The organism is Methylobacter tundripaludum (assembly GCF_002934365.1).
Lineage (GTDB): Bacteria > Pseudomonadota > Gammaproteobacteria > Methylococcales > Methylomonadaceae > Methylobacter_A > Methylobacter_A tundripaludum_A.
The window spans coordinates 276,508-298,156 of record NZ_PTIY01000005.1 but is presented as its reverse complement, the minus strand read 5'-3'; the positions used below and the strand labels follow the sequence as shown (position 1 = coordinate 298,156).

The 21,649-nt window shown below is 50.3% G+C and carries 18 protein-coding genes; 7 read left to right on the top strand and 11 right to left on the bottom strand.

Going from position 1 to position 21,649, the window contains the following annotated elements:
• Window positions 1-139 precede the first annotated feature (139 nt).
• The 3 genes from hrpA (at window position 140) to B0F88_RS19835 (ending at window position 5,863) form a co-directional block, all read left to right on the top strand.
• Window positions 140-4,054: an ATP-dependent RNA helicase HrpA gene (gene hrpA, locus B0F88_RS08545; RefSeq protein WP_104423515.1), complete on the top strand. Its 3,915-nt coding sequence runs from the start codon at window positions 140-142 to the stop codon at window positions 4,052-4,054.
• An 89-nt stretch (window positions 4,055-4,143) separates the two neighbouring features.
• On the top strand, window positions 4,144-5,031 hold the full coding sequence (locus B0F88_RS08540; protein ID WP_146083336.1) for a hypothetical protein: 888 nt from the start codon (window positions 4,144-4,146) through the stop codon (window positions 5,029-5,031).
• 592 nt (window positions 5,032-5,623) lie between these two features.
• Window positions 5,624-5,863, top strand: a complete 240-nt coding sequence (locus B0F88_RS19835) for a hypothetical protein (protein ID WP_308472004.1) — start codon at window positions 5,624-5,626, stop codon at window positions 5,861-5,863.
• 266 nt (window positions 5,864-6,129) lie between these two features.
• Here the strand turns inward: B0F88_RS19835 and B0F88_RS08530 are convergent, their stop codons facing one another.
• The 4 genes from B0F88_RS08530 to ppnP all read right to left on the bottom strand — a co-directional run bounded on the left by B0F88_RS08530 (window position 6,130) and on the right by ppnP (window position 9,296).
• Window positions 6,130-7,719 (bottom strand): ABC-F family ATPase, encoded by a 1,590-nt coding sequence (locus B0F88_RS08530; protein ID WP_104423513.1) that lies wholly within the window; start codon window positions 7,717-7,719, stop codon window positions 6,130-6,132.
• Between the two features lie 185 nt (window positions 7,720-7,904).
• Complete coding sequence (locus B0F88_RS08525; RefSeq protein WP_104423512.1) at window positions 7,905-8,441, bottom strand: YaeQ family protein; 537 nt, start codon at window positions 8,439-8,441, stop codon at window positions 7,905-7,907.
• A 65-nt stretch (window positions 8,442-8,506) separates the two neighbouring features.
• Complete coding sequence (locus tag B0F88_RS08520; protein WP_104423511.1) at window positions 8,507-8,980, bottom strand: LabA-like NYN domain-containing protein; 474 nt, start codon at window positions 8,978-8,980, stop codon at window positions 8,507-8,509.
• Between the two features lie 4 nt (window positions 8,981-8,984).
• Window positions 8,985-9,296 (bottom strand): pyrimidine/purine nucleoside phosphorylase, encoded by a 312-nt coding sequence (gene ppnP, locus B0F88_RS08515; RefSeq protein WP_104423510.1) that lies wholly within the window; start codon window positions 9,294-9,296, stop codon window positions 8,985-8,987.
• A 469-nt stretch (window positions 9,297-9,765) separates the two neighbouring features.
• Here ppnP and B0F88_RS08510 point away from each other — a divergent pair, with 469 nt between their 5' ends.
• On the top strand, window positions 9,766-10,692 hold the full coding sequence (locus tag B0F88_RS08510; protein WP_104423509.1) for a cytochrome c oxidase assembly factor Coa1 family protein: 927 nt from the start codon (window positions 9,766-9,768) through the stop codon (window positions 10,690-10,692).
• 79 nt (window positions 10,693-10,771) lie between these two features.
• On the opposite strand, the gene B0F88_RS08505 is transcribed toward B0F88_RS08510, so the two are convergent.
• The 7 genes from B0F88_RS08505 to smpB all read right to left on the bottom strand — a co-directional run bounded on the left by B0F88_RS08505 (window position 10,772) and on the right by smpB (window position 19,323).
• Window positions 10,772-11,164, bottom strand: a complete 393-nt coding sequence (locus B0F88_RS08505; RefSeq protein ID WP_258076604.1) for a hypothetical protein — start codon at window positions 11,162-11,164, stop codon at window positions 10,772-10,774.
• A gap of 216 nt (window positions 11,165-11,380) precedes the next feature.
• A complete protein-coding gene (locus B0F88_RS08500; RefSeq protein ID WP_104423508.1) occupies window positions 11,381-14,995 on the bottom strand; it encodes an EAL domain-containing protein in 3,615 nt (1,204 codons plus the stop codon).
• Between the two features lie 939 nt (window positions 14,996-15,934).
• Window positions 15,935-16,510, bottom strand: coding sequence for a class I SAM-dependent methyltransferase (locus B0F88_RS08490; protein WP_104423507.1), 576 nt, complete (start codon window positions 16,508-16,510; stop codon window positions 15,935-15,937).
• Window positions 16,488-17,549: an NAD(P)/FAD-dependent oxidoreductase gene (locus tag B0F88_RS08485; RefSeq protein WP_104423506.1), complete on the bottom strand. Its 1,062-nt coding sequence runs from the start codon at window positions 17,547-17,549 to the stop codon at window positions 16,488-16,490. The genes B0F88_RS08490 and B0F88_RS08485 overlap by 23 nt, the downstream gene beginning before the upstream one ends.
• A 257-nt stretch (window positions 17,550-17,806) precedes the next feature.
• Window positions 17,807-18,166, bottom strand: a complete 360-nt coding sequence (locus B0F88_RS08480; protein ID WP_104423505.1) for a HopJ type III effector protein — start codon at window positions 18,164-18,166, stop codon at window positions 17,807-17,809.
• A 21-nt stretch (window positions 18,167-18,187) separates the two neighbouring features.
• Entirely contained in the window at window positions 18,188-18,754 is a 567-nt protein-coding gene (locus B0F88_RS08475; RefSeq protein ID WP_104423542.1) for a hydrolase, read from the bottom strand.
• 83 nt (window positions 18,755-18,837) lie between these two features.
• Entirely contained in the window at window positions 18,838-19,323 is a 486-nt protein-coding gene (smpB, locus tag B0F88_RS08470; protein ID WP_104423504.1) for an SsrA-binding protein SmpB, read from the bottom strand.
• Between the two features lie 143 nt (window positions 19,324-19,466).
• Between smpB and B0F88_RS08465 the strand changes: the two genes are divergently transcribed.
• The 3 genes from B0F88_RS08465 to B0F88_RS08455 are packed head-to-tail and all read left to right on the top strand — an operon-like array spanning window position 19,467 to window position 21,530.
• The gene (locus tag B0F88_RS08465; RefSeq protein ID WP_104423503.1) at window positions 19,467-20,831 is read left to right on the top strand and encodes a sodium-dependent transporter; all 1,365 of its coding nucleotides are present in this window, start codon (window positions 19,467-19,469) and stop codon (window positions 20,829-20,831) included.
• A 2-nt stretch (window positions 20,832-20,833) separates the two neighbouring features.
• Window positions 20,834-21,265, top strand: a complete 432-nt coding sequence (locus tag B0F88_RS08460; RefSeq protein ID WP_104423502.1) for a type II toxin-antitoxin system RatA family toxin — start codon at window positions 20,834-20,836, stop codon at window positions 21,263-21,265.
• Window positions 21,258-21,530: an RnfH family protein gene (locus tag B0F88_RS08455; protein ID WP_104423501.1), complete on the top strand. Its 273-nt coding sequence runs from the start codon at window positions 21,258-21,260 to the stop codon at window positions 21,528-21,530. The genes B0F88_RS08460 and B0F88_RS08455 overlap by 8 nt, the downstream gene beginning before the upstream one ends.
• Window positions 21,531-21,649: the final 119 nt, after the last annotated feature.

The following is a 21,649-nucleotide window of genomic DNA, read 5'->3' as shown; positions in this document are numbered from 1 at the left end:
TCTATGGATAAAATTAAAAACAGATAAATTAACGTATAATGCCGCATTTTATCCAATGCGGTTAAGCCGTTCGCGGTGAGCTTGTCGAACCACGAGCGGCTTCACTTAACGGCATTGCTAATTTATCCGGCTGTTTTAGATGTCCACCCCCGATCTTTTTAAGCAACTCACCCATCAGTTAGCGCATTGTCTAAACCAGGACAGGCATGGTTTAAAGCGGCAGTTAGACCGCTGCCGCAGCAAAAAATCCCCGGAAGAATTAACCGCGCTGGCGAGCCGTATCGAACGATCGGTCGCGGCCAGGAACAAGCGCCTTGCCGGCATTCCCGTACTGACATTCCCCGATTTGCCGGTCACCGGCAAAAAAGACGACATCGCCAAACTGATACAGGAAAACCAGGTGGTGATTGTCTGCGGCGAAACCGGCTCCGGCAAGACCACGCAATTGCCGAAGATTTGCCTGTCGATAGGCCGGGGCGCGGCCGGATTTATCGGCCATACCCAGCCCCGGCGGATTGCCGCGCGCACGGTTGCCGACCGTATCGCCGAAGAACTCGGCGAAACTATCGGCAAGTCGGTCGGTTACAAAATCCGCTTTAACGATAAAACCCACGCCGAATCGTTGGTTAAGCTGATGACCGACGGTATTTTGCTGGCCGAATCGCAAAACGATCCTTACCTAAACCAGTACGACACCATCATCATCGATGAGGCGCATGAGCGCAGCTTGAACATCGATTTTTTGATCGGTTACATGAAATGGCTGCTGCCTAAGCGGCCCGATTTAAAGCTGATCATCACCTCGGCGACGATCGATACGCAGCGCTTTTCCGATCATTTCAACAAGGCGCCGATTATCGAAGTTTCAGGGCGCACTTATCCGGTGGACGTGCGTTATCGGCCTATCGTTCCGAAAGAGGAAGCGGACGACGAAAAAGCAACGGATGAAACGGGGGATGAATTGCAAAACGCGATACTCGATGCGGTCGACGAGCTGTACCGGGATTTGCGCGGCGACATATTGATTTTTCTCAGCGGCGAGCGGGAAATCAGGGAGACCGCCGATTCGCTAAAAAAACACCACCCGACCCAATATGAAATCCTGCCGTTGTATTCGAAACTCAGCATCAGCGAGCAGGAGCGTGTGTTCAAGCCCAAGGGCGGCAAGCTGCGCATCGTGCTGGCGACCAACGTTGCGGAAACCTCGTTGACGGTGCCGGGCATCCGTTGCGTGATCGACACCGGCCACGCGCGGATCAGCCGCTACAGTCATCGCAGCAAAATCCAGCGCTTGCCGATCGAACGCATCTCGCAATCTTCCGCCAACCAAAGGGCAGGGCGTTGCGGCCGTGTCGCCGAGGGCATCTGCATCCGGCTATATTCGCACGACGATTATTTGGCGAGGCCTGAGTTTACCGAACCGGAAATCATGCGCACCAATCTGTCTGCGGTTATTTTGCAGATGATTTCGTTAAAGCTCGGCGACATTGAAGACTTCCCATTCATTGAGCCGCCCGAAGACAAGATGATCCGGGACGGAAAAACCGTGCTGCATGAAGTCAACGCGCTGGATAAATCGGGCAAGCTGACCGAAGTGGGCAAGCAGCTGGCCAAATTTCCGACCGACCCGAAGCTTGCCCGGATGCTGATCGCCGCCGCGCATGAGCATTGCCTGACCGAGGTCGCGATTATCGTTTCCGCGTTAAGCGTGCAAGACCCGCGCGAAAAACCCGCCGACAAGATGGCCCAGGCCGACCAAAAACACGCGGCGTTTCGTCATCCCGAATCCGATTTTTTAACGCTGTTAAATATCTGGAATACTTACGAGGACAAGAAAAAACACCTGTCCAACAGCAAGCTGCGCAAATATTGCACCGACAATTTCCTGTCTTACATGAGGATGCGCGAGTGGTTCGACATTCACGCGCAGATCATGCAGGTCGTCAAAGGCGACTTGAAAATGACGCCGAACACCGATGAGGCTAGCTATGAAAAGGTTCACCGCGCGCTGTTACCGGGCCTGCTGTCCAATATCGGTTTTCGCCATGAGCAATACGAATACCTCGGCGCACGGGGACTTAAGTTCTTCATCTTCCCCGGCTCCGGCCTGCATAAGCTCAAACCCAAATGGATCATGGCCGCCGAGCAGGTCGAAACCAGCAAGGTGTATGCGCGCAATGTCGCCAGGATCGAGCCGGAGTGGATAGAGCAATGCGCCGAGCATCTGGTCAAACACAACTATTACGATCCGCATTGGGAGAAGAAAGGTGCGCGTTGCATGGTGTCCTCGCGCACCTTGTTGTACGGCCTGACGCTGCAAGCCGGGCGCAAGATTCCTTACGACCATGTCGATGCCAAAGCCGCGAGGGAGATTTTTATCCGCTCCGCGCTGGTCGATCACGATTACTACAGTAACGCGCCGTTTTATGTCGCCAACCAGAAACTGCTCGAAGAAGTGGGCATGATCCAGCATAAGGGCCGCCGCGTCGATCTGGTCGAGGATGAGCAATGGCTTTATGAATTTTACGACAGCAAACTGCCGCCCGAGGTGGTCAGCGGCGTTACGCTGGATACCTGGCGCAAAACAGCGGAACGCGCCAACCCCCTTATCCTATTTTTAACCAGAGAGGATCTAACGCGTGAGCACGAGGAAGACTATGTCAACGAATGGGATTTCCCGAACACGTTCCCAAGCCAGAGCTTGGGAACGAGGGGCAACCTGACCATCCCGCTGCAATACAGGTTCGAGCCGGGGCATGACGAAGACGGCGTGACCGCGATTATCCCGGTGCATCAACTAAACCAAGTCTCGCAAACGGCTTTCGATTGGCTGGTGCCGGGCTTGCTGGAAGAAAAATGCATCGCGCTTATTAAAGCCTTGCCCAAGAACATCAGGAAGCATTTTGTGCCGGTGCCCGAGACCGTCAAGCAATGTCTTGAAATCGAACCGGACTTTAAAGGTTCGTTGCAGGAATGGCTGGGCAACCGTTTAAAAAAACTGACCGGCGAGGCGATTCCGTTAAATGCCTGGAATACCGAGACCTTGACCGACCACTTGAAAATGAATTTCCGGGTTGTGGACGATCAGGGCCAATTGCTGGATTACGGCCGCGACCTGAAAAAATTGCAGCTCAAGCATACCGCCAAAGCCGGAGACAGCTTCGACCAGATTGCCGCCGACGAACTGAACTACACCGGATGCATCGGCTGGGCATTCGACGACCTGACGGAGACTTACCAGTTTATTCAGAAGGGACAGGCCTTTGTCGGCTTCCCCGCGATCATCGATGAAGGCGATGCGGTCGGCGTGCGCATTTTCGATACCGAGCAAAAAGCCGCGTTACAGCATCAGGCCGGATTAATGCGTCTGTTTCAGCTGCAACTGCGCAAGGAATGCACTTATGTATTGAAAAATATGCCGAAGTCGGCGGTCGCGGAACTGACCTATAACCGCTTGCCGAAACATCCTATTGTCGGTAACGACGCTGAGGTTTCGTATAAAGACGACATACTTTATGTCGCCCTATACGGCGTGTTTGTCGAAGGCCGAACCATCCGCACCCAGCAGGCATTCGAGCAAAGCCTGCAAGCCAACAAATCGGGACTGATCAGCACCGCCAATGAAGCCGGGAAAATCGCGCTGGAAATTATGGAGCTTTACGGCGCTATCAAAACTCAGCTGAACCGCCTGAATGCGAATGACCCGCTTGCTAAGGACATTAACGAGCAGCTGGACTTGATGATTTATGCCGGGTTCATCCGCAATACGCCTTATCACCAACTCAAAGCTATTCCTCGTTATCTGAAAGCCATCCAATACCGGCTGGATAAACACGATAACACCCTGCAAAAAGTCCAGGAAGCCAGCCGTTATGCGACGCGGTATTGGAAAGACGTGGAGAAGCAAGCCAAAAAAGACAAGGTTATCCCGGAGCAAGACCCGTTCCGCTGGATGCTGGAGGAATTCAGGGTTTCGCTGTTTGCCCAACAGCTTAAAACCGCTTATCCGGTTTCGGTAAAGCGGATGGATAAGGCTTGGGATGAGAGAGGGTGAGGGTAGTTTGGGCTTGAGTGCGGTATTCGTTTATATGCGGTGCCTTGTTGTATATTTGGCTTAGTAAAAACAATCAATTGGATGAATTTATGACGAAAAGCGTGCCGATCCAGACCTCAGACGAAGCTAAGACCTATACTTGTTTGGCTACAAGTGGACGCCACAATCATGAAGAGGCTGTCAGGTCGCTTGAATATTACAGAGGCATGTTCTCCGGCGCAACCGATGAAGAAAGTAAAACCGTTTGGCGCCAAAAAATCGAAGAGCTAGAAACATGGCTTTCTAGCGAAGAGTACAAGTTCGGCGATTATCCACAGGGAATCAATCACGTTATTTTGGAGCTCATAGAATGGAGGGCAATACTATACGCCTTCCAGCATGTAGAAACAGAGAGCGATCCATTTAGGGAGCATGTTTTCTATCAACAATGGCTGATCGGGGCGTCATATGCCATGTTCTCACTCTTGGCAAAACTAACAGGCGCTGATAAGCGTGAAAATTCACTTCGAAAGCTGTGGTTGAATGTAGAAAAGTTTGTCGCGCGGGATGGCGCATGTTTGAAAGAAGAGCGCAAATTCATAAGTGCGCAATTGGATAAGGCTTCGGGTCAGTTCACCAATGATCGATCTAAAGCCATTCTGTTTCGCAATACTGTAATTGCACATAACGAAAAGAGTGTACAGGTAGAGTGGGACGCGATAGATGAGGATATAAGAGTCCTTGTTAGAATTTGGTCTATCTTGGTTTCTTGGTCGTCGAGGTTTGGAGTAATTTCCCCATTTCGGTCATCCGAGCAGGCTTTTTCTGGGTTGGACGGTCTATTCCAATCTGGCGAATTGTCATTATTAGCAATCCGCAGGCAGGAATATGTTGATATGGTTAAACTCTGGGCTCGCACTCATCTGCACAATGGTCAACCGGACTCTGGCGGCACTGCATTCGCGCAGATCTCAGTAACGCCTAAGGTCATATGTTGAGCCAAGCGAGTAGCCTGGATGGAGCTTGCGGAATCCAGGAAACCTGATGATTTAATCGCGGGCTCGTCCGCGAAGTCGAGATACTTTCTTTTGCGTCGCCAAAAGAAAGTGTCCAAAGTCCTGTAGACCGGAATAAAACGCTGTAAGGCGGAGTCGCCCTCAGGTAATCCGCCAAATGGAGTACAATTCGTAAGCCTAATGATTTTCGCTGGTTCCCAAGCTCCAGCTTGGGAACCCAGTCGTGGAAGCTCTAGCTTCCCGTCCACGATCAACAGACAAAGGGGCAAGCCATGCCTAGAAGCCGCTATCGCGTCCAATGCAACCCTTGTCCTCACTTCCTAACCGCGACGGTAAATCCTGGCTGCCGTTGCTTACCCGCCCGGAAACCGTAAATATTGTGCTGGACTCTTGGCGTTTTTTTACAGCAGGACTCGGGCTTCCAGCTATACGGTTATGTCATCCTTGCTTACCACCTGCATCTTATCGCCTTATCGCCGCTTCGGAAGATTTAAGCCATGATATATAGCGATTTAAATCTTATACGGCGAAGCAAATCAGCGCGCATCTGGAACAATGCCGCTCGGTTAAGTTGTTGGAATTGCCGGCGTTCTTCAAGCGTACTCATAAACAAGAAACTACGCATCAGGTATGGGAAGAAGGTAATCATCCGCAAATCATCGAATCCGAGGCGGTTATGCATCAGAAGTTGGATTACATTCATCAAAATCCCGTGAAACGCGGCTATGCCGATCAACCTGAGTATTGGCGCTATTCCAGCGCACGTAATTATGCCGGACAGGCGGGGTTGATTGAGGCGATAAGGGCGTGGTGAGCTACTCGGGAAGCCGGAGCTTCCACGACTGGGTTCCCAAGCTGGAGCTTGGGAACCAGCTAAATCACAATTATATAATTCCCACGCTCCGCGTGGGAGTTCAGTCCGTAACGCTCCAGCGTTGCGAAACAAAACACCTCGAAGCCGCACAGGTTCATCCGGGACGCTGAAGCGTCTTTAGCAGGGCAATCCCTGAGGGGTGTAAAAATATCCGTTCAAACCGGTCCAACTCAGTGTCATCCGTGTTCTATTAACCTTCTGAAAAGTTACGAAGCCTGACTGCTCAAGTAATCCTCATAATTGCCGTTGAAGTCGACGATACCGGTTGGCGTTAACTCGATAATCCGCGTCGCCAGCGACGACACGAATTCCCGGTCGTGACTGACGAATATCAAGGTGCCGGGATAATTTTCCAATGCGGTGTTCAGCGATTCAATCGATTCCATGTCCAAATGGTTGGTTGGCTCATCCAGCACCATGATGTTGTTTTTTTGCAGGATCAGCTTGCCGAACAGCATCCGGCCTTGCTCCCCACCGGAGATGACTTTTACGGATTTGTTGATGTCGTCCGCGCTGAACAATAAACGCCCCAAGGTGCCGCGTATGGCTTGGTCATCGTCCGATTCCTTGCGCCATTGCCCCATCCATTCGATCAGAGTCATGTCTTCGGCAAAGTCTTCGGCATGGTCCTGGGCGAAGTAACCTACTTCCGAGTTTTCAGACCATTTAACGATGCCGGTATCCGGCGTTAAATCGCCGACCAGCGTGCGCAGCAGGGTTGATTTACCGATGCCGTTGGGGCCGATGACCGCAACGCGCTCGCCGACGGCTACCATCAGGTTCAGGTCCTTGAATAAAGGCTGTTCGCCGTAACCTTTGCTCAATCCTTCGACTTCCAACGCCAAGCGGTGCAGTTTCTTGGTCTGATCGAAGCGGATAAACGGATTAACCCGGCTGGAAGGTTTGACTTCATCCAGCTTGATTTTATCCAGCTGTTTGGCGCGCGAGGTGGCTTGCTTTGCCTTCGATGCATTCGCCGAGAAGCGGCTGACGAAGGTTTGCAGTTCGGCAATCTGGGCTTTTTTCTTCGCGTTTCCGGCCAGCAGCCGTTCGCGAACTTCGGTTACCGCGATCATGTAGTCGTCATAGTTGCCCGGATAAACGCGCAGTTCGCCGTAATCCATATCGGCCATGTGGGTGCAGACGCTGTTCAAGAAGTGGCGGTCATGCGAGATGATGATCATCGTGCAATTGCGCTGGTTCAGGATGTCTTCAAGCCAGCGGATGGTGTTGATGTCCAGGTTGTTGGTTGGCTCATCGAGCAGCATGATGTCGGGATTGGAAAACAAGGCCTGCGCGAGCAAAACCCGTAGTTTCCAGCCCGGCGCCACGGAGCTCATCGGGCCGTTATGCTGTTCCAAAGGAATGTCCAAGCCCAGCAACAATTCTCCGGCCCTGGCTTCGGCGGTATAACCGTTGTATTCGGCGAACACCGACTCAAGCTCGGCGGCATGCATGTAGTCGTCTTCGGTCGCTTCCATATTGGCGTAGATGGCGTCGCGTTCTGACATCGCCGCCCACATTTCGGCGTGGCCCATCAGCACGACGTCAAGGACGCGTTGGTCTTCATAGGCGAATTGATCCTGGCGCAAGTTACCCAGGCGCTCATTGGGGCTGATGCTGACGTTGCCCGCCGAGGGTTCCAAATCGCCGCTCAATATTTTCATGAAGGTCGATTTGCCGCAGCCGTTCGCGCCGATCAGGCCGTAACGGTTGCCGTCGCCGAATTTGACCGAGACGTTTTCAAACAGGGGTTTAGCCCCGAATTGCATGGTGATGTTAGCTGTAGAGATCAAGTTTTTGTTCCGAAGATTAAGGGTAAAAGATTGTTGGATTGCACAGGGATTGATTCACCACGAAGGCACGAAGAGCACGAAGAAAATAATAGAGGAAACTTCGTGCCCTTCGTGCCTCGGCAATTGCTCCTGCATTGCTCTACCTCCTGCATCCATGCAGTCGTTCGTGGTGAAAAGCTTTTAAATTAATTAAGCCATGTTTCAGGCATTATAGTGGCGGTATTTTGATCGTCGCTGACCCAAATCTGCCCGTCCTGGATGCTGATTTGCAATTGCATGGTACGCTTTACCATCGGTGCGAGTTGATCGGTCGCTTCTTTGGGTAAATTAATAACCGTCAGGTTTTTAAAGCGTTCCAGCTTGTGTTGGATCTGGTTCCACCAGACGCTATTGCGTCCGCCATAGGTATAGATGATGACTTTATCGGCGCGATTAGACGCTTTGCGAATGCGTTTGTCATCGGGCATGCCGACATCAATCCACAGCTCAATGTCGTCGGTCAGGCTTTTTTGCCAGAGCTCAGGTTCATCATCGGTGCTCAGGCCCTTAGTGAATTGCAGCCGTTCCTCGGCGTTGATCACAAAAGCGAGCAGGCGCGCCATCATCCGCTCCTCGGTTTCCGAAGGATGCAGGGCAATGGTCAGGTTATGTGTTTGATAATAGCCCCTGTCCATGTCTGAAATCTGGCAGTCGGCTTTATAGATGGTTGACTTAAGCGCCATTGAACGGTTTTTTACGGCTTTGAAAAATAAAGCTCTATTCTAACAGGTTTTAGCCCTCGGGTGTTTTACAGTAGCAGCTTATCGTCTATGGCTATAAAACGGCCGGCCGAATTAATCAGCGAGGGTGCGGTCAGCGCCGGGACGCCGTAGACTTCCGTCGTTACGCCGTAAACGCTTCGGGCCTTGTTTAATAACAGATCGAAATCGCCGTCGCCGGATAACAAAACAATCACATCGACCTTGGCGGCATACTCGATCACATCCAGCGTAATGCCGACATCCCAATCGCCTTTCGCGGAACCGTCGCTACGCTGGATGTAAGGCTTCAGTTTGATTTCAAAGCCGATGTTTCTGAGGATCTGCTGGAATCCCTGCTGCTTGCTGTCGCCCTTGTCGATTGCATAAGCAAACGCCGCGACCACTTCCCGATTGGCGGTGGCCTGCATCCAGAATGCCGCGTAATTGAAATGCCGCCGGTAATTTTGCTTGGTGGTGTAATAGATATTCTGTACATCGGCAAAGATCGCGACTTTTTCCATGCCGTTATTTGAGGAATGAACAGCAATAATCGCTAGGGGTTTTAACTTTCATCGTGAATGCCGCATTGGCTGGCACATTGAAAGATTCGCCGCCTTTAACGCTTTGCCATTCCGCACCGGGCAATAACACATCCAGGTCGCCGTCGATGATTTCCATCAGTTCAGGGTCGGCGGTGTTGAAGGTGTATTCGCCGGGCAGCATAAAGCCCAAGGTTTTTGATGAGCCGTCGGCAAACTTGATAGTCCGGCTGCTGACATTGCCGCCGAAGTAGACATTGGCTTTTTTGACGACGCTTACGTTATTGAATTCTGACATGGGTTGTCCTTTATGGGGAATGGATAAATAAGGGGCGCAATGATACCAGATTGTCTTGCTTTAGTCAGATGCTGACTGTTACGAATGGAGCGCGTAGCGAATCCGGGGTGCATGGATGTGAAATTTCATGTCGATCAATCACTTGTAAAGCCGGGTTTTCGTTTATGGTGCGTAGCGGGGGGATTACCTGCATTAATCCGTTGCTGGCCCCATTTTTGGCTTGAGCGGTTTCCATATTGTTGTCTGGGGGGCGGTGGCAGTTAAGGCGGTCAATGTGGAATTGGTTTAGGTAAGTCTGATAATCGAGGTTGCTAAAGAGCGTTTGCCGCCGCTACGGAAAAGCCGCAGTATCGGTCTTTTTGTCTTACGTTTCGACGCTTTATTAATAAAAACCTACTTCTGTTATCATGACCAACAAAGCGGTGCCGTATATTCTAAGTCTAGATCTTTTCAATCACAGGAAAACAATATGGAAAACACTTCAGGACAAGGCCAGAAAGCAATCGTTCCGGCAGAAATTGACAGGTGGAACTGGGGGGCTTTTTTATTAAACTGGATTTGGGGCGTCGGTAATAACACTTTCATAGCGCTGCTCATGTTTGTTCCCTTGGTAAACTTCATTATGCCCTTTGTGCTCGGCGTGAAAGGCAGCGCATGGGCATGGCGGAATAAAGAATGGGAAAGCGTTGACCATTTCAAGGCGGTCCAAAAAAAATGGGCGTGGTGGTCGGTCATCGCGTATTTGTTTTTTATCGCATCTTTTACCGGCTTGTTCTTTGTGGCAATGATGTCAATTAAAGATTCGGACGCTTTTAAATTGGCCGAATCCCAGTTTGAGAGCAGCCGGCAAGCGGCAGAATTGATCGGAAAACCTTTTTCCACCGGCTTACCGTCCGGGAGCATAGAGGTCTCGGAGCCCGGCGGCAAAGCCACCGTTTCCTTTAGTGTGGAAGGTCCCAAAGGCGAGGGAACTGTCTATTTCGACGCGGTAAAAGAATTGGGACAATGGAAAATCAACAGCCTGATCCTTGAACAAGCGGCTACAGGCAAGCGCACAGATATTAGCCAGTCCGCTATGCCTGCGCCTGTCGAGGAAGCTGTAGACTCTGCTAAAAAGACCGGTTCGGACGAAGCTAATGCAGGTGCTGCTAAAGCCGTAGTCGGGGTGCGCAAACCTACCGGGGATGTCAATGAGTTCTGGGACAATTTGACCTGGGATGACCTGTCCGCTGAAGAGAAAAAGCTTTGGGCCGTTTTAGGCTGGAATGGCAGGATCTGGGGGTCTGAATCTGAATCCCCGGTTTCTGAGGGTACTTCGTGGAATAAATTAAGCAAGGAAGAGCGAGCGGCGTTAACTTCTTTAGGCTATAACGAAAAATCGTGGAATAAAGAATAACGGATCGTAGCCCGTGTTTTCACCCTGCAAAATTCTTGGTGAAAACACAAGCCCTTCACTTTAGGCGAACGAACTACGGTTAGTCGAAAGTGGCTGAAGTTTCGCCAGTTTTCTTGTTCCAATGGATAGTGATTTTTTCTTCCTTGCAAAGGTCAATATCCGTCCATTCCACTTCCTCTTTATCATCATAAACAACTTTTAGGTCGTATTTGCAGATTTCATTTTGGCTGGAAAATACTATTTTTGCGTTCTCGCCATCGCCTAAAACGTCCTGTCCCAGCACATCATTTAACCAATCATTCGCATTAGAGCTTGGAGACACGTAAACTTCATCAATGGTGTAACCTGTTTTGTTGACCAAAGTAAAGTCTTGTTGCCCGGCTGCTACGCCCACACCGCTGGCTGCTGAGGCCGCTATAGCGGTTATGCCGACCAAAAACCATTTCTTTATATTTAATGTCCCTTTTTTCATGTCTTATTTCTCTTAAAGTGGAGTTGAGATCTTGGCGCTGTGCGTAAGGAGAGCGGCCAAGCTTTATGGTTTTCACCGCCCATTTTACAAATTTGTTGTTTGGGCGAGGGCGATTGTTAATTAAATAAAATACTTTGTAAATATTTAGCTGAAAACAGTGATATCCCAAATAAGCCGAGAAAAACCCAAAACCTAATTTCTCATTTCCGGCAAGCGTCATGTTTTCCTCACAAACTCCTCGAACGCCCCTAATGCTAGCGGACGGCTAAACAAATATCCTTGATAAGCATGACAGCCGTGACGAAAAAGAAAGTCCCTTTGCGCGACGGTTTCGACCCCTTCGGCAATGACGGATAGGCCCATGGTTTCAGCTAAGGCGACTATCATTTTGGCAATGGCTGCGTCGTTGAGGTCAACCAGGATATCCCTGATAAAGCCTTGATCGATTTTCAACTGATCCAGAGGCAGTTGTTTCAGGTAGTAGAGAGACGAATAGCCGGTACCGAAATCATCCAGCGAGAACCCCACACCTTTGGCTTTCAATGCGGTCATCTTGGTAATGATGTCATCTACATTGGACACCAGCAGACTTTCGGTGAGTTCCATTTTGAGTTTACGCGGATCGGCTCTGGTGCGGTCAAGCACGGCTAGAACTTGATCGACAAAGTCGGTTTGACGGAACTCGCGAGCACTGACATTAACGGCCAATTCAAGATGCGCCGTTTCGTGTCGCTTAGCCCAGGTTGCTAACTGAGCGCAAGCGCTTTCCAACACCCAGTGGCCCAACTGCAGGATCAACCCTGTTTCTTCTGCCAACGGAATAAATTCCGCAGGAGACACTGTGCCGTGCCGGGAGTGCTGCCAACGTACTAAGGCTTCGGCGCCGGTTATCCGGCCTCCATCGTCTACTTGGGCTTGGTAGTAAAGCAGAAACTGTTGTTTCTGTAGACCTCGATACAGATCCGCCTCCAGGCTGGCGCGGGCTGTGAGCGTTGTCTGCATGGTCTGGTCGAAAAAATGCAGGGTGTTGCGGCCTGCTGCTTTGGATTGATACATGGCGATATCCGCCTGTTTCAGCAGCTCATCAGTGCTCCGTCCGTGATCGCTGAACAAAGTGATGCCAATGCTTGGAGTGCTGTGGTGTTTGTGGCCTGAAAGCCGGTAGGGCTGATTCAGCCTAACTAGAATTTTCTCGCCGACAGTCTTAACTTGGATTGCGGCTTCCTGGGCGGTCTTGCTCAAATTTTCAAGCATGATCACAAACTCATCACCGCCCAAGCGGGCGACAGTGTCGCATTCGCGTACACAGGCGGAGAGACGGGCAGCTACTTGTTGCAGCAGTAGATCGCCCTTGTCATGGCCGAGGGTATCGTTTAATGTTTTGAAGTTGTCCAAATCGATAAACATTATCGCGCCGTACATGCCGCTTCGGGTACTGGCCGCTTTGGCTTGTTGCAGCAGGTTCAGCAATAAGCGCCGGTTGGGCAATTGGGTAAGCGGGTCGTAGAAAGCCAATTGCTTGATCTCTTCCTCAGCCGCCTTGCGTTCGGTGATGTCGAGATGGGTGCCGACAAAATGGGTGACTTCTCCGGCTGTATCGGTCACTGCGGTGATGGTTAGCCACTTGGGATAGATTTCGCCGTTCTTGCGCCGATCCCAAATTTCTCCCTGCCAAGTCCCTGTGTGGGTGATGCTCTCCCACATCGCGGTATAAAAAGCCGCGTCATGGAGCCCTGATTTTAGTACGCTCATTTTACGGCCTACCGCCTCGTCGGCGGTGTAGCCGGTGGAGTCGGTAAACGTTTTGTTAACCCGCAGAATAACTGAGTTGGAATCGGTGATGACCATCGCTTCATGCGATTCGAATGCTGTGGCGGCAATACGCAGCTCTGCTTCGATCTGTTTTCGTTGCGTGATGTCGCATAATACGCTGGCAATACGGAGGCCATGTTGTGTTTGAATGGGGCTTAAGCTGATTTCCACATCAATTTCGCTACCGTCTTTGCGCAATGCCCGCATCTCTCTACCTGTACCCATCGGCCGTGGGCTGGGGGCGGCAACGAACATGCTGAGTAGCGTCTTATGTCTGGCTCGCAGGTGTTCCGGTAGCAGCATATCAATGGGCTGACCCAGCAATTCGCTATTCGGGTAGCCTAATAACTGTTCGGTATACCGGTTTACCTGGGTAATAGTACCTTGCCCGTCGCAAATTAATATGGCATCCGGCGCGGCATCGAAAACGGCGCGGTGAAACTCTTCGCTGGTTTTTAGGGCTTGTTCGGCTTGCTTGCGTTCGGTGATGTCGGTGGCGATTCCGCAGATAGCGTAAATCTCGCCGGAAATCCGCCGTAGCGGGAATTTGACCGAGATGTAGGTGTGGATGCCGTCGTCGTGAGGCACTAATTCTTCCACTTCCAGGGCTTGCCCCGATTGGATCACCTCTTGTTCGCTGCTGCGGATAGCGTCGGCTATGTCCTGGGGGAATATGTCGTAGGCGGTTTTTCCCTGGATTGTTGCATGGTCAATATGAAAGAGTTCTTCATAAAGCCGGTTTACAAGAATATATCGTCCCGCCACGTCCTTCATGAATATGATCGTGCGCGCATTATCCGTGATCGCGCGCAAGCGGTTTTCGTCTTCAATATGGGTGGTAAGCAGCGCTTGGAAGCCATCGGCCATTTCGTTGAAACTGTCGGCTACCTGGCTAAGTTCGTCTTTGGTGCCGAGATTAACCCGTTCGCGCAGATCACCGCCGGCAAAGGTCCGCGCCGAACGGGCTAGCGATTGAATACTGTCTTTCATCGCGTAATAGCTGCCGGTGAAGAAGTAGCACGCCGCCAGCAACAGTAAGCTAACGGTCCCGATGCTGATGCCGATTTTACGGTTTGCGCGTTCAATGCGATTGTGGATCAGCATGCGCGCTGTCGGCAGCAGAACTTCGTATATCTGCGCGTAATTTCTGTCGATCATCTCCGTTGTGATTTTGAAAAACTCTTTAGGGGATTCGGAAAAATGACCGGTCAAAATGTCCGAGCGTACAAGGTCGACAATTTTATGCGACGAATCGATGATGTCTTTGCTGGTTTCCGAGAGTTGGGGCTGTGTCCGGCTATTGAATCGGCCCGTTTTAGCGAAATTAATGGACAGGCTATTGAGCGTATCGTCAAGCTGGGCGATCAGGGTGATCAGCGTGTTTTTTTGGTATTCTGAGAGCTGTTTTTTACCCAAGATACCGGCACCGAAAGCGCGGACTTGCCCTAGCCGTTCGAGTGCTCTGGGAAGCTTCCATATGGCAGTGTCAATCAGGTAAGACGAATCGAGGCCGGGGTCAATGGTCAAGGCGTATTCATCCGCAACGGCCATCTCGAAGTTCAGCAGTGCGTCGATTAAATAGGTATGCGCTGCAAAATTTTCTTCTACGGTCCAGTTGACGCCGTCTGCTTGCAGCCTGTTCCAGACAGTCTCAATGCTCCGCCATTCCCCGCCCAGGACCAAATGGGCAGGTAGCAGGTTTTTTAATGCGTAAAAGGCAGCCGTTGCTTCAATTAACTTTGCGGTGCGCACGGCGCGGAAGTCTTTAATGCCGCCCAAAAATCCTGCCGATAGCCCGCGATGCTGCTGTATAAGCTGAACGGTCATGGAAATGGGCTTAATTAAGGCAATGCCCTCCAACTCCTGTTGCGATGTGCGTCTAACCTGATTGAGGCTTTCATAGAGGTTGTGCATTACTACCGTAATGGCAATCAGGTATATCAGCCAAAGTACCGTGAATTTCCATGTATAACTCAGCCTGTTCATCAGAGCGATAGCCGGAGAGAATAGTCTTTTCATGGTTGCTTCACCTGAATGGGTGTTGTTGGGTAATTAAATAACTGCCAACTAAATATTGGTGGTTTTAAACCACGGGTTAGCGTATTTCCTGTGGCTTAAAGCCGGCGCCGGAATAATTGTCAAAAGTTAACCGTTCAGTTCTCTGTTTTAAAAAAGGAGGACGAGTTTTTCAACAACCCTCTGTATCTTCTTTAAACAGGGAATGGACACCTTGCAGCGCGGCTCCGGCATTAGCGATTATGTTTTTTAAATAAAATGCCGATTTGTCAATTCAACTCCACTCTGCTGCAATATCAATTAATACGTTCGTCGTCAATCTAAGAGATAAGGTTTTGCAAAGCCTATCGCTATTAAAATCCCGGTAACGCTCCTGCGTTACAATGCGACAGCGGTCTTTTACCGATTCATGTGAGAGCGATTGATAAAAATAAGGTCTCCATGTCCGGTTAAACCCAGGTTGTGCGCCGCTGCCTTCACGGCGGCTGAGATATTGATAGTTAAATAGCCGTCGAAAATTGGATTGGCTGAACGGCTCAAGCACTTGCCGGTTCTCGTGTTGCAAGATTCTTGTGGCTTGTTTAATTCAGGCCAAAAAAAAGCGTCCCCAGACGGAATGCCTGAGGGATTCAGTCTGGTTAGACGCCTTTGTCAATAGAGTTCGCCGTTGAACCAAAATTTTTAGCGGCCCCGCATTGGGGTTTTAATGGAGTTTACAGCAATCGTTATGCCAAAGTTGTTGCAACGCTTGTCTGTATCTATATTTTAGTTAATACAGAAAGTTATATGTTGTTCTTTGAACCGGTGCTGTTTGGGGATTCATGAAAATGCATCGATTTAGTGCATTCAATCGTTAACATGCACCAATAGGATTTTCTGATAATCGGTTTTTTAGAACGCCTGGCGTACAGACCTGGGCGGTTCCCCGATGAATTGCTGTTGTCAGTATGGTTTGCGGATTACCAAAAGCCGGGGCGCTATGTCTTTGTGTTCTGTGCTGTAAACAGTGCTGACTTCAAATTGCCGGGTATCCAGTTGATTGCACCAGTTTGTGACCTGATCGGTTTCCAGATCGCCGCCGGGGTGGCCCGGATAGGCCAGTAGGGTGATGACGCCGTTGACGGCCAAAATCCGACTTGCGACAGTTAAGGCCGTCAATGTGGAATCGGTTTGGGTAATGACGCTTTTATCGCCGCCCGGCAGATAGCCCAGGTTAAACATGATTGCTTTAACGTTGCAGTGGAGTTGATCCGGGATTTTTTCGGCCATATCGGCATGGCTGGCCTGAATTAAGGTCAGGCAGTCCTGCAATCCGTTATGCCGGAATTTCTCCCGAGTCGAATCGATAGCCGCCCGTTGTATGTCAAAGCCGTAAACATGGCCCGACGGGGCAACTTGTTCGGCGAGAAACAAGGTATCGTGGCCGTTGCCTACTGTCGCATCAATCGCAATATCGCCGGGATGGAGAATGTTCTTGATCAGGTCGTGGGCGGTGTTAACCAGTGAAATGCGTTTCATAATAACGTTGAATATTGCAGGTTTTGGGCAGGGGGTTGCCGCTTAATAAGGCATCGGCGAAAAGCTGACTGTACCTCGGTATTTGCAAACTGCCTTTGGCGCCGAAGCCGTTAAAAATTGCCAGTTGCTGGTGCTTTGGATGCCAGCCGATAAAAGGTTGCTTGTCCAATGTGCAAGGGCGGATATTGGCCTGATGGTTGGTCAGGGTTGCCTTAGTCAAACCGGTTGAGACTTGGCTAAGGGCGGCCAGTAATTCGTTTTTGCCTTGTTCGGTAGTTCGGGTGTCTAGGTTTTCCCGGTCGAAGGTCGCGCCGATTCTAATTTGACGGGCGTTTAACGGGATCAGCCAGTTGCCGTAATTGAGAATTTTATCGGGCAATGAGATCTGGTGTTCCAATGTCAGAATCTCGCCTTTGACCGGTTGAAAAGGCAGATCACAAAACCAGGGGTTTTGCGTTGCCTGATGGCCTTCGCAGAAAATAATCTGCTTCGGGGCGATGTCCAGCCAGCGTAAAGACGGTTGCAGCTGAACGTCGCGGTAATCGAAATCAGCCTGCCGGTAGCTGTTGTCGGCAATGAAAAACGCTTTCAGGCAACTTAATAGCGGCCGGGTTAATAGATAGCCGGTCTGTTTTTGTTCCAGAAAACCGAAGGGTGTTGCAAGATTGTCGATGGTTTTACCGGGCGGCTGGATGCCGCCTAAATAAGCCTGATAATCAGGGTTGTTAATGCGTTTGGCGGCGTTTTTTAATTCGCTGTCGCTTTGGAAAATCCGCAGCATCGGTTTTTCTACATAAAATTCTTGATAGAAAAAATAGGCTAACTGGAAATAACGGCGCTTTGCTGCGGGCAACAGTGTATCGACATCGGCGGATTTTACGAAGCGCATGCCGGTGACCGGGTTGATCAGTCCAGCCGCAACTTGCGAGGCGTTTTCCCGGCCGTTATCGATAATGACAACTTTGCAGCCGCGTTGGATGAGTTCCCATGCAAGCAAGCTGCCTGCCAGTCCCTGGCCGATGATTAGAAAGTCGATCATGATTTTCGGATAGTTAAAATTCACCACGAAGGCACGAAGGATACGAAGAAAAACAAGGCGTGCTAGTTCCCAAGCTCCAGCTTGGGAATTCGGTGCAGGCAGCTCCAGCTTCCAGTCTCGCGAAGCTAGAGCTTCGTCATCTGGGTTCCCAAGTTGGAGCTTGGGAACCAGCGTATTTCTTATCTTAATGCGGTAACGCTGGAGCGTGGAAACGATAAAGAAAAACTTCGTGTCCTTCGTGCCTTCGTGGTGGGTTTTTATGTTTTTATGGGGATTAAGGCCTCGCCGCTAAAACGAATCCCATCCCAGCCGTAGCGCATGAAATTCCTGATGTTCTGGTGGCCTGTGCCGTTCGGGTCGTTTAAAACGTCCAGCCGGTAATAATCGCCAAACAGGTTTAACGTCTGTTGTTGATCGAGCCGGTTAAGTTGGGCGAAGGCGAAAATCTTGCAGGAACCTTCGTTAGTGCCGGCTTGATTGACCAACAACTGCTCATTCAGGCCGTTGCTGAATTCAGTGGCCTGGTAATCGTAGTTTTCAGTAATGACGGCGATAGTTTCATCAAAACCGACGTTTTCGTTGTTTTTTATTTTTTCAAGAAACGATGCGAGTGACATGTGTAAGTTTTAGGTGAAAAGTTAACGAAGTAAGCCTGAAATCTTTTTAAATTCAGGATGAGTCGAATCCCTGACCCATTCGAACAAGACCGATTCATAATTGGTAATGGTCGCGCCTTGCTGTTGCATGCGTTGTAAGGCGTAGAATTTATGTTCCGCCTTGCGCGAGCAAATGGCGTCTTCGACGACATGCACCTGATAGCCGAAATGCATCAATTCCAATGCGGTCTGGATTACGCAAACATGCGCTTCCTGGCCGACCAGTATAACTTGCTTGCGATCGGTGCTGGCTACGGTGTCGGTAAAGCCGTCGGCCGCACAGCAGGAAAAACCGGTCTTGTCGAAAATCAGGGTGTCTTCCGACAGTATGTCGGTGATGGTTGTATCGGTAGCGCCTAAGCCTTTGGGGTATTGTTCGGTTAGCAATACGGGGATGCCTAATAGTTCCGCGGCTTCAACCAGGCTGCGGGCGTTGGCCGTCATCAGTTCGGCGTCGCGCTCAGGCATGGCTGCGGATAATTTTGACTGTAAATCGACGACGATCAACAGGCTGTTTTTTAACGACAGGAGGTTAGGGTGTGTGGTCATTTTAATTTGAAGGAAAGGTTTAGGAGGCAAAAGGCAAAAGGCAAAAGGCAAAAAACACATCCTTCGCCCTTTGCATTGCGCCTTTAGCCCTTTTTCATAATCCGCGCTTTTTCACGTTGCCAGTCGCGGTCTTTTGAGGTGGCGCGCTTGTCGTGCAATTGCTTGCCTTTTGCCAGGCCGATTTCCAGTTTGGCCCGGCCGTTTTTCCAGTACATCGACAACGGAATCAAGGTGTAGCCTTTGCGCTCGACCGCGCCGATCAGTTTGTTCAGTTCGTGCCGGTTCAGCAGCAGTTTTTTGGCGCGAACAGCGTCCGGGTTGACATGGGTCGATGCGGACAGCAATGCCGAAATATGCGCGCCCAACAGCCAGGCTTCGCCCCGTTTTATCGTCACGTAACTCTCTTTAAGTTGCACGCGTCCATCCCTGAGGCTTTTCACTTCCCAGCCTTCCAAAACCAGCCCGGCTTCAAACCGTTCCTCAATCGAATACTCAAATTTAGCCTGACGATTAACGGCGATCGTGGCGTTTTGTTGCTTGTTGTTTTTCTTGGACTTTTTATCGGCCATAAGTGCGGGTTGAGATTTTTAAACTGACGGAAAGGAATAATTTTGCTATTTTACTCGATATTACTGCAATAGTCAGACAAAGCTCGCCACCAAGGATGCATCCGTGGTGATTTTATAATTATAAAGTTTTTACAGGCACACAAATGACGGATACAAAAAAATCAATTCATGGTGAATGGTCATCGCGTTTCGCATTTATTCTGGCGGCGACAGGTTCCGCAGTCGGTCTGGGTAATATCTGGAAGTTTCCTTATATTACCGGTGAAAACGGCGGCGGGGCATTCGTCATCGTTTATTTGTTGTGCGTGTTGCTGATCGGCATCCCCATTATGATGGCGGAAACCATGCTCGGGCGGCGCAGCCGGCAAAATCCCATCAACACCATGATAACCCTGGCTGATGAAGCCGGGGCCGACAAAAACTGGCATTATCTAGGTTGGATGGGCGTTACTGCCGGTTTTTTAATACTCTCTTATTACAGCGTTATTGCGGGCTGGGCTTCGGCTTATGTGTTAAAGGCCTTTACCGGCAGTTTTTTCGGCGCCGATGCGCCGGCGATAAAAGAGCTTTTCGACGGTTTTGTCGCCAGTCCGGTGCAGTTAGCTTTCTGGCATACCTTGTTCATGTTGGCGACCATGTTGGTTGTGGTGCGCGGCGTTAATACCGGCCTGGAAAAAGCCGTGCGTTTTTTAATGCCCAGCCTGTTTGTGCTGTTGATGTTGCTGGTGGCTTATGCAATGACTTTCGATGACTATTATGACCAAGGCATCAAATTCCTATTCACGCCCGATTTCAGCAAACTGACCGCTAACGGCGTATTGACCGCGATGGGACACGCCTTTTTCACGCTGAGCTTAGGCATGGGTGCGATCATGATTTACGGCTCTTATTTGCCGAAAGATGTGTCGATTTCCAGAACCGTATTTTTAATTGCAGGTACCGATACCGCGGTTGCGTTATTGGCCGGTATCGCCATCTTCCCGATTGTTTTCGCTGCCGGACTGGAACCGGCGGCAGGCCCCGGATTGATCTTTCAAACCTTGCCGGTTGCATTCGGCAACATGACCGGCGGCTGGCTGTTCGGCATTTTGTTTTTTGTAATGCTGGTGTTCGCCGCGTTGTCTTCATCCATTTCACTGATCGAACCGGCCGTTGCCTGGTTGATTGAAAATAAAGACATGACCAGGCAACAAGCCTGTATCTGGTCGGGTTCTGTAACCTGGCTGCTGGGATTAGGCACTGTTTTTTCATTCAATGTCTGGTCCGAGTTCAAGATTTTCGACAGAACTATTTTTCAATTACTGGATTATTTAACCGCCAATTTGATGTTGCCTATCGGCGGTTTTTGCATCGCAGTGTTTGCCGGTTGGATCATGAAGCAGCAACACACCGAGCATGAGCTGGACATGCCTAATCCGCTTAGCTATCAAGTGTGGAGGATATTAATTTGCTATGTGTCTCCCGCCGCTGTGTTTTTAGTATTCCTGCATGTGGTCGGAGTTCTTTAAGCATGACCGTTGTTCAAAAAAGCGCCTTGGTTAAATTCTCGGCGCAGCGGATGTTTGACTTGGTTAACGACATTGAAGCCTATCCCGAGTTTCTGCCCTGGTGCAGCGGCAGCCGAATCATCAAGCGCGAAGGCGACATCGTCGAAGCCGAGGTAATGATTTCCAAAGGCGGCTTTAAAAAATCCTTTTCGACCCGGAACAAGATTGATAACGGGCGCAGCATGAAGCTGTCCCTGCTGAACGGCCCGTTTTCCTCTCTGGAGGGAAAATGGGAGTTTATACCGCTACGCGAGGATGCCAGCAAGATTTCCCTGGACCTGGAATTCGAAATGTCAGGCAAACTGGCAAGCTTGGCGTTCGGCGCAGTCTTTAACCAGATCTGCAACACGATGGTGAGTTCGTTTACCGCACGGGCCAAAGCTGTTTATGGTTAATGTCGAAGTGGCTTACGCAAAGTCCGAAGAGCAGGCGATAGTCGCGCTGGCAATGGAGGACGGCGCAACGGTTGAAGCTGCGATAAACGCCTCAAGGTTGCTGGAGCGTTTTCCCGAGATCGGCTTGTCCGGGATTAATGCGGGTATTTTTGGTGTGGCCTGCAAACTGGATCAGCCCGTTAGTGAGGGCGATAGGATAGAAATCTATCGGCCTTTGGTTCATGACCCTAAAGAGGCCAGGCGGCAACGGGCTTTGAAGACTTGATGCTTCTTGTTTCTGCATACCATGCAAAATCCCAGGTGCTATCTTCCTGGACAGGCGAGGCAACAAAGCTCATTATTGTCAAGTTTTAATGGAAATAGCGTGAATGTTGCGGAAACAAG

What these genes read in the sequence shown, in the direction of transcription:
- B0F88_RS08505 (WP_258076604.1), bottom strand. Translation starts at nt 11,164, where the DNA reads ATGAAAAAAGGGACATTAAATATAAAGAAATGGTTTTTGGTCGGCATA.
- B0F88_RS08540 (WP_146083336.1), top strand. Translation starts at nt 4,144, where the DNA reads ATGACGAAAAGCGTGCCGATCCAGACCTCAGACGAAGCTAAGACCTAT.
- B0F88_RS08525 (WP_104423512.1), bottom strand. Translation starts at nt 8,441, where the DNA reads ATGGCGCTTAAGTCAACCATCTATAAAGCCGACTGCCAGATTTCAGAC.
- B0F88_RS08480 (WP_104423505.1), bottom strand. Translation starts at nt 18,166, where the DNA reads ATGTCACTCGCATCGTTTCTTGAAAAAATAAAAAACAACGAAAACGTC.
- B0F88_RS08475 (WP_104423542.1), bottom strand. Translation starts at nt 18,754, where the DNA reads ATGACCACACACCCTAACCTCCTGTCGTTAAAAAACAGCCTGTTGATC.
- B0F88_RS08465 (WP_104423503.1), top strand. Translation starts at nt 19,467, where the DNA reads ATGACGGATACAAAAAAATCAATTCATGGTGAATGGTCATCGCGTTTC.
- B0F88_RS08510 (WP_104423509.1), top strand. Translation starts at nt 9,766, where the DNA reads ATGGAAAACACTTCAGGACAAGGCCAGAAAGCAATCGTTCCGGCAGAA.
- B0F88_RS08490 (WP_104423507.1), bottom strand. Translation starts at nt 16,510, where the DNA reads ATGAAACGCATTTCACTGGTTAACACCGCCCACGACCTGATCAAGAAC.
- B0F88_RS08500 (WP_104423508.1), bottom strand. Translation starts at nt 14,995, where the DNA reads ATGAAAAGACTATTCTCTCCGGCTATCGCTCTGATGAACAGGCTGAGT.
- smpB (WP_104423504.1), bottom strand. Translation starts at nt 19,323, where the DNA reads ATGGCCGATAAAAAGTCCAAGAAAAACAACAAGCAACAAAACGCCACG.
- B0F88_RS08485 (WP_104423506.1), bottom strand. Translation starts at nt 17,549, where the DNA reads ATGATCGACTTTCTAATCATCGGCCAGGGACTGGCAGGCAGCTTGCTT.
- ppnP (WP_104423510.1), bottom strand. Translation starts at nt 9,296, where the DNA reads ATGTCAGAATTCAATAACGTAAGCGTCGTCAAAAAAGCCAATGTCTAC.
- B0F88_RS08520 (WP_104423511.1), bottom strand. Translation starts at nt 8,980, where the DNA reads ATGGAAAAAGTCGCGATCTTTGCCGATGTACAGAATATCTATTACACC.
- B0F88_RS08460 (WP_104423502.1), top strand. Translation starts at nt 20,834, where the DNA reads ATGACCGTTGTTCAAAAAAGCGCCTTGGTTAAATTCTCGGCGCAGCGG.
- B0F88_RS08455 (WP_104423501.1), top strand. Translation starts at nt 21,258, where the DNA reads ATGGTTAATGTCGAAGTGGCTTACGCAAAGTCCGAAGAGCAGGCGATA.
- hrpA (WP_104423515.1), top strand. Translation starts at nt 140, where the DNA reads ATGTCCACCCCCGATCTTTTTAAGCAACTCACCCATCAGTTAGCGCAT.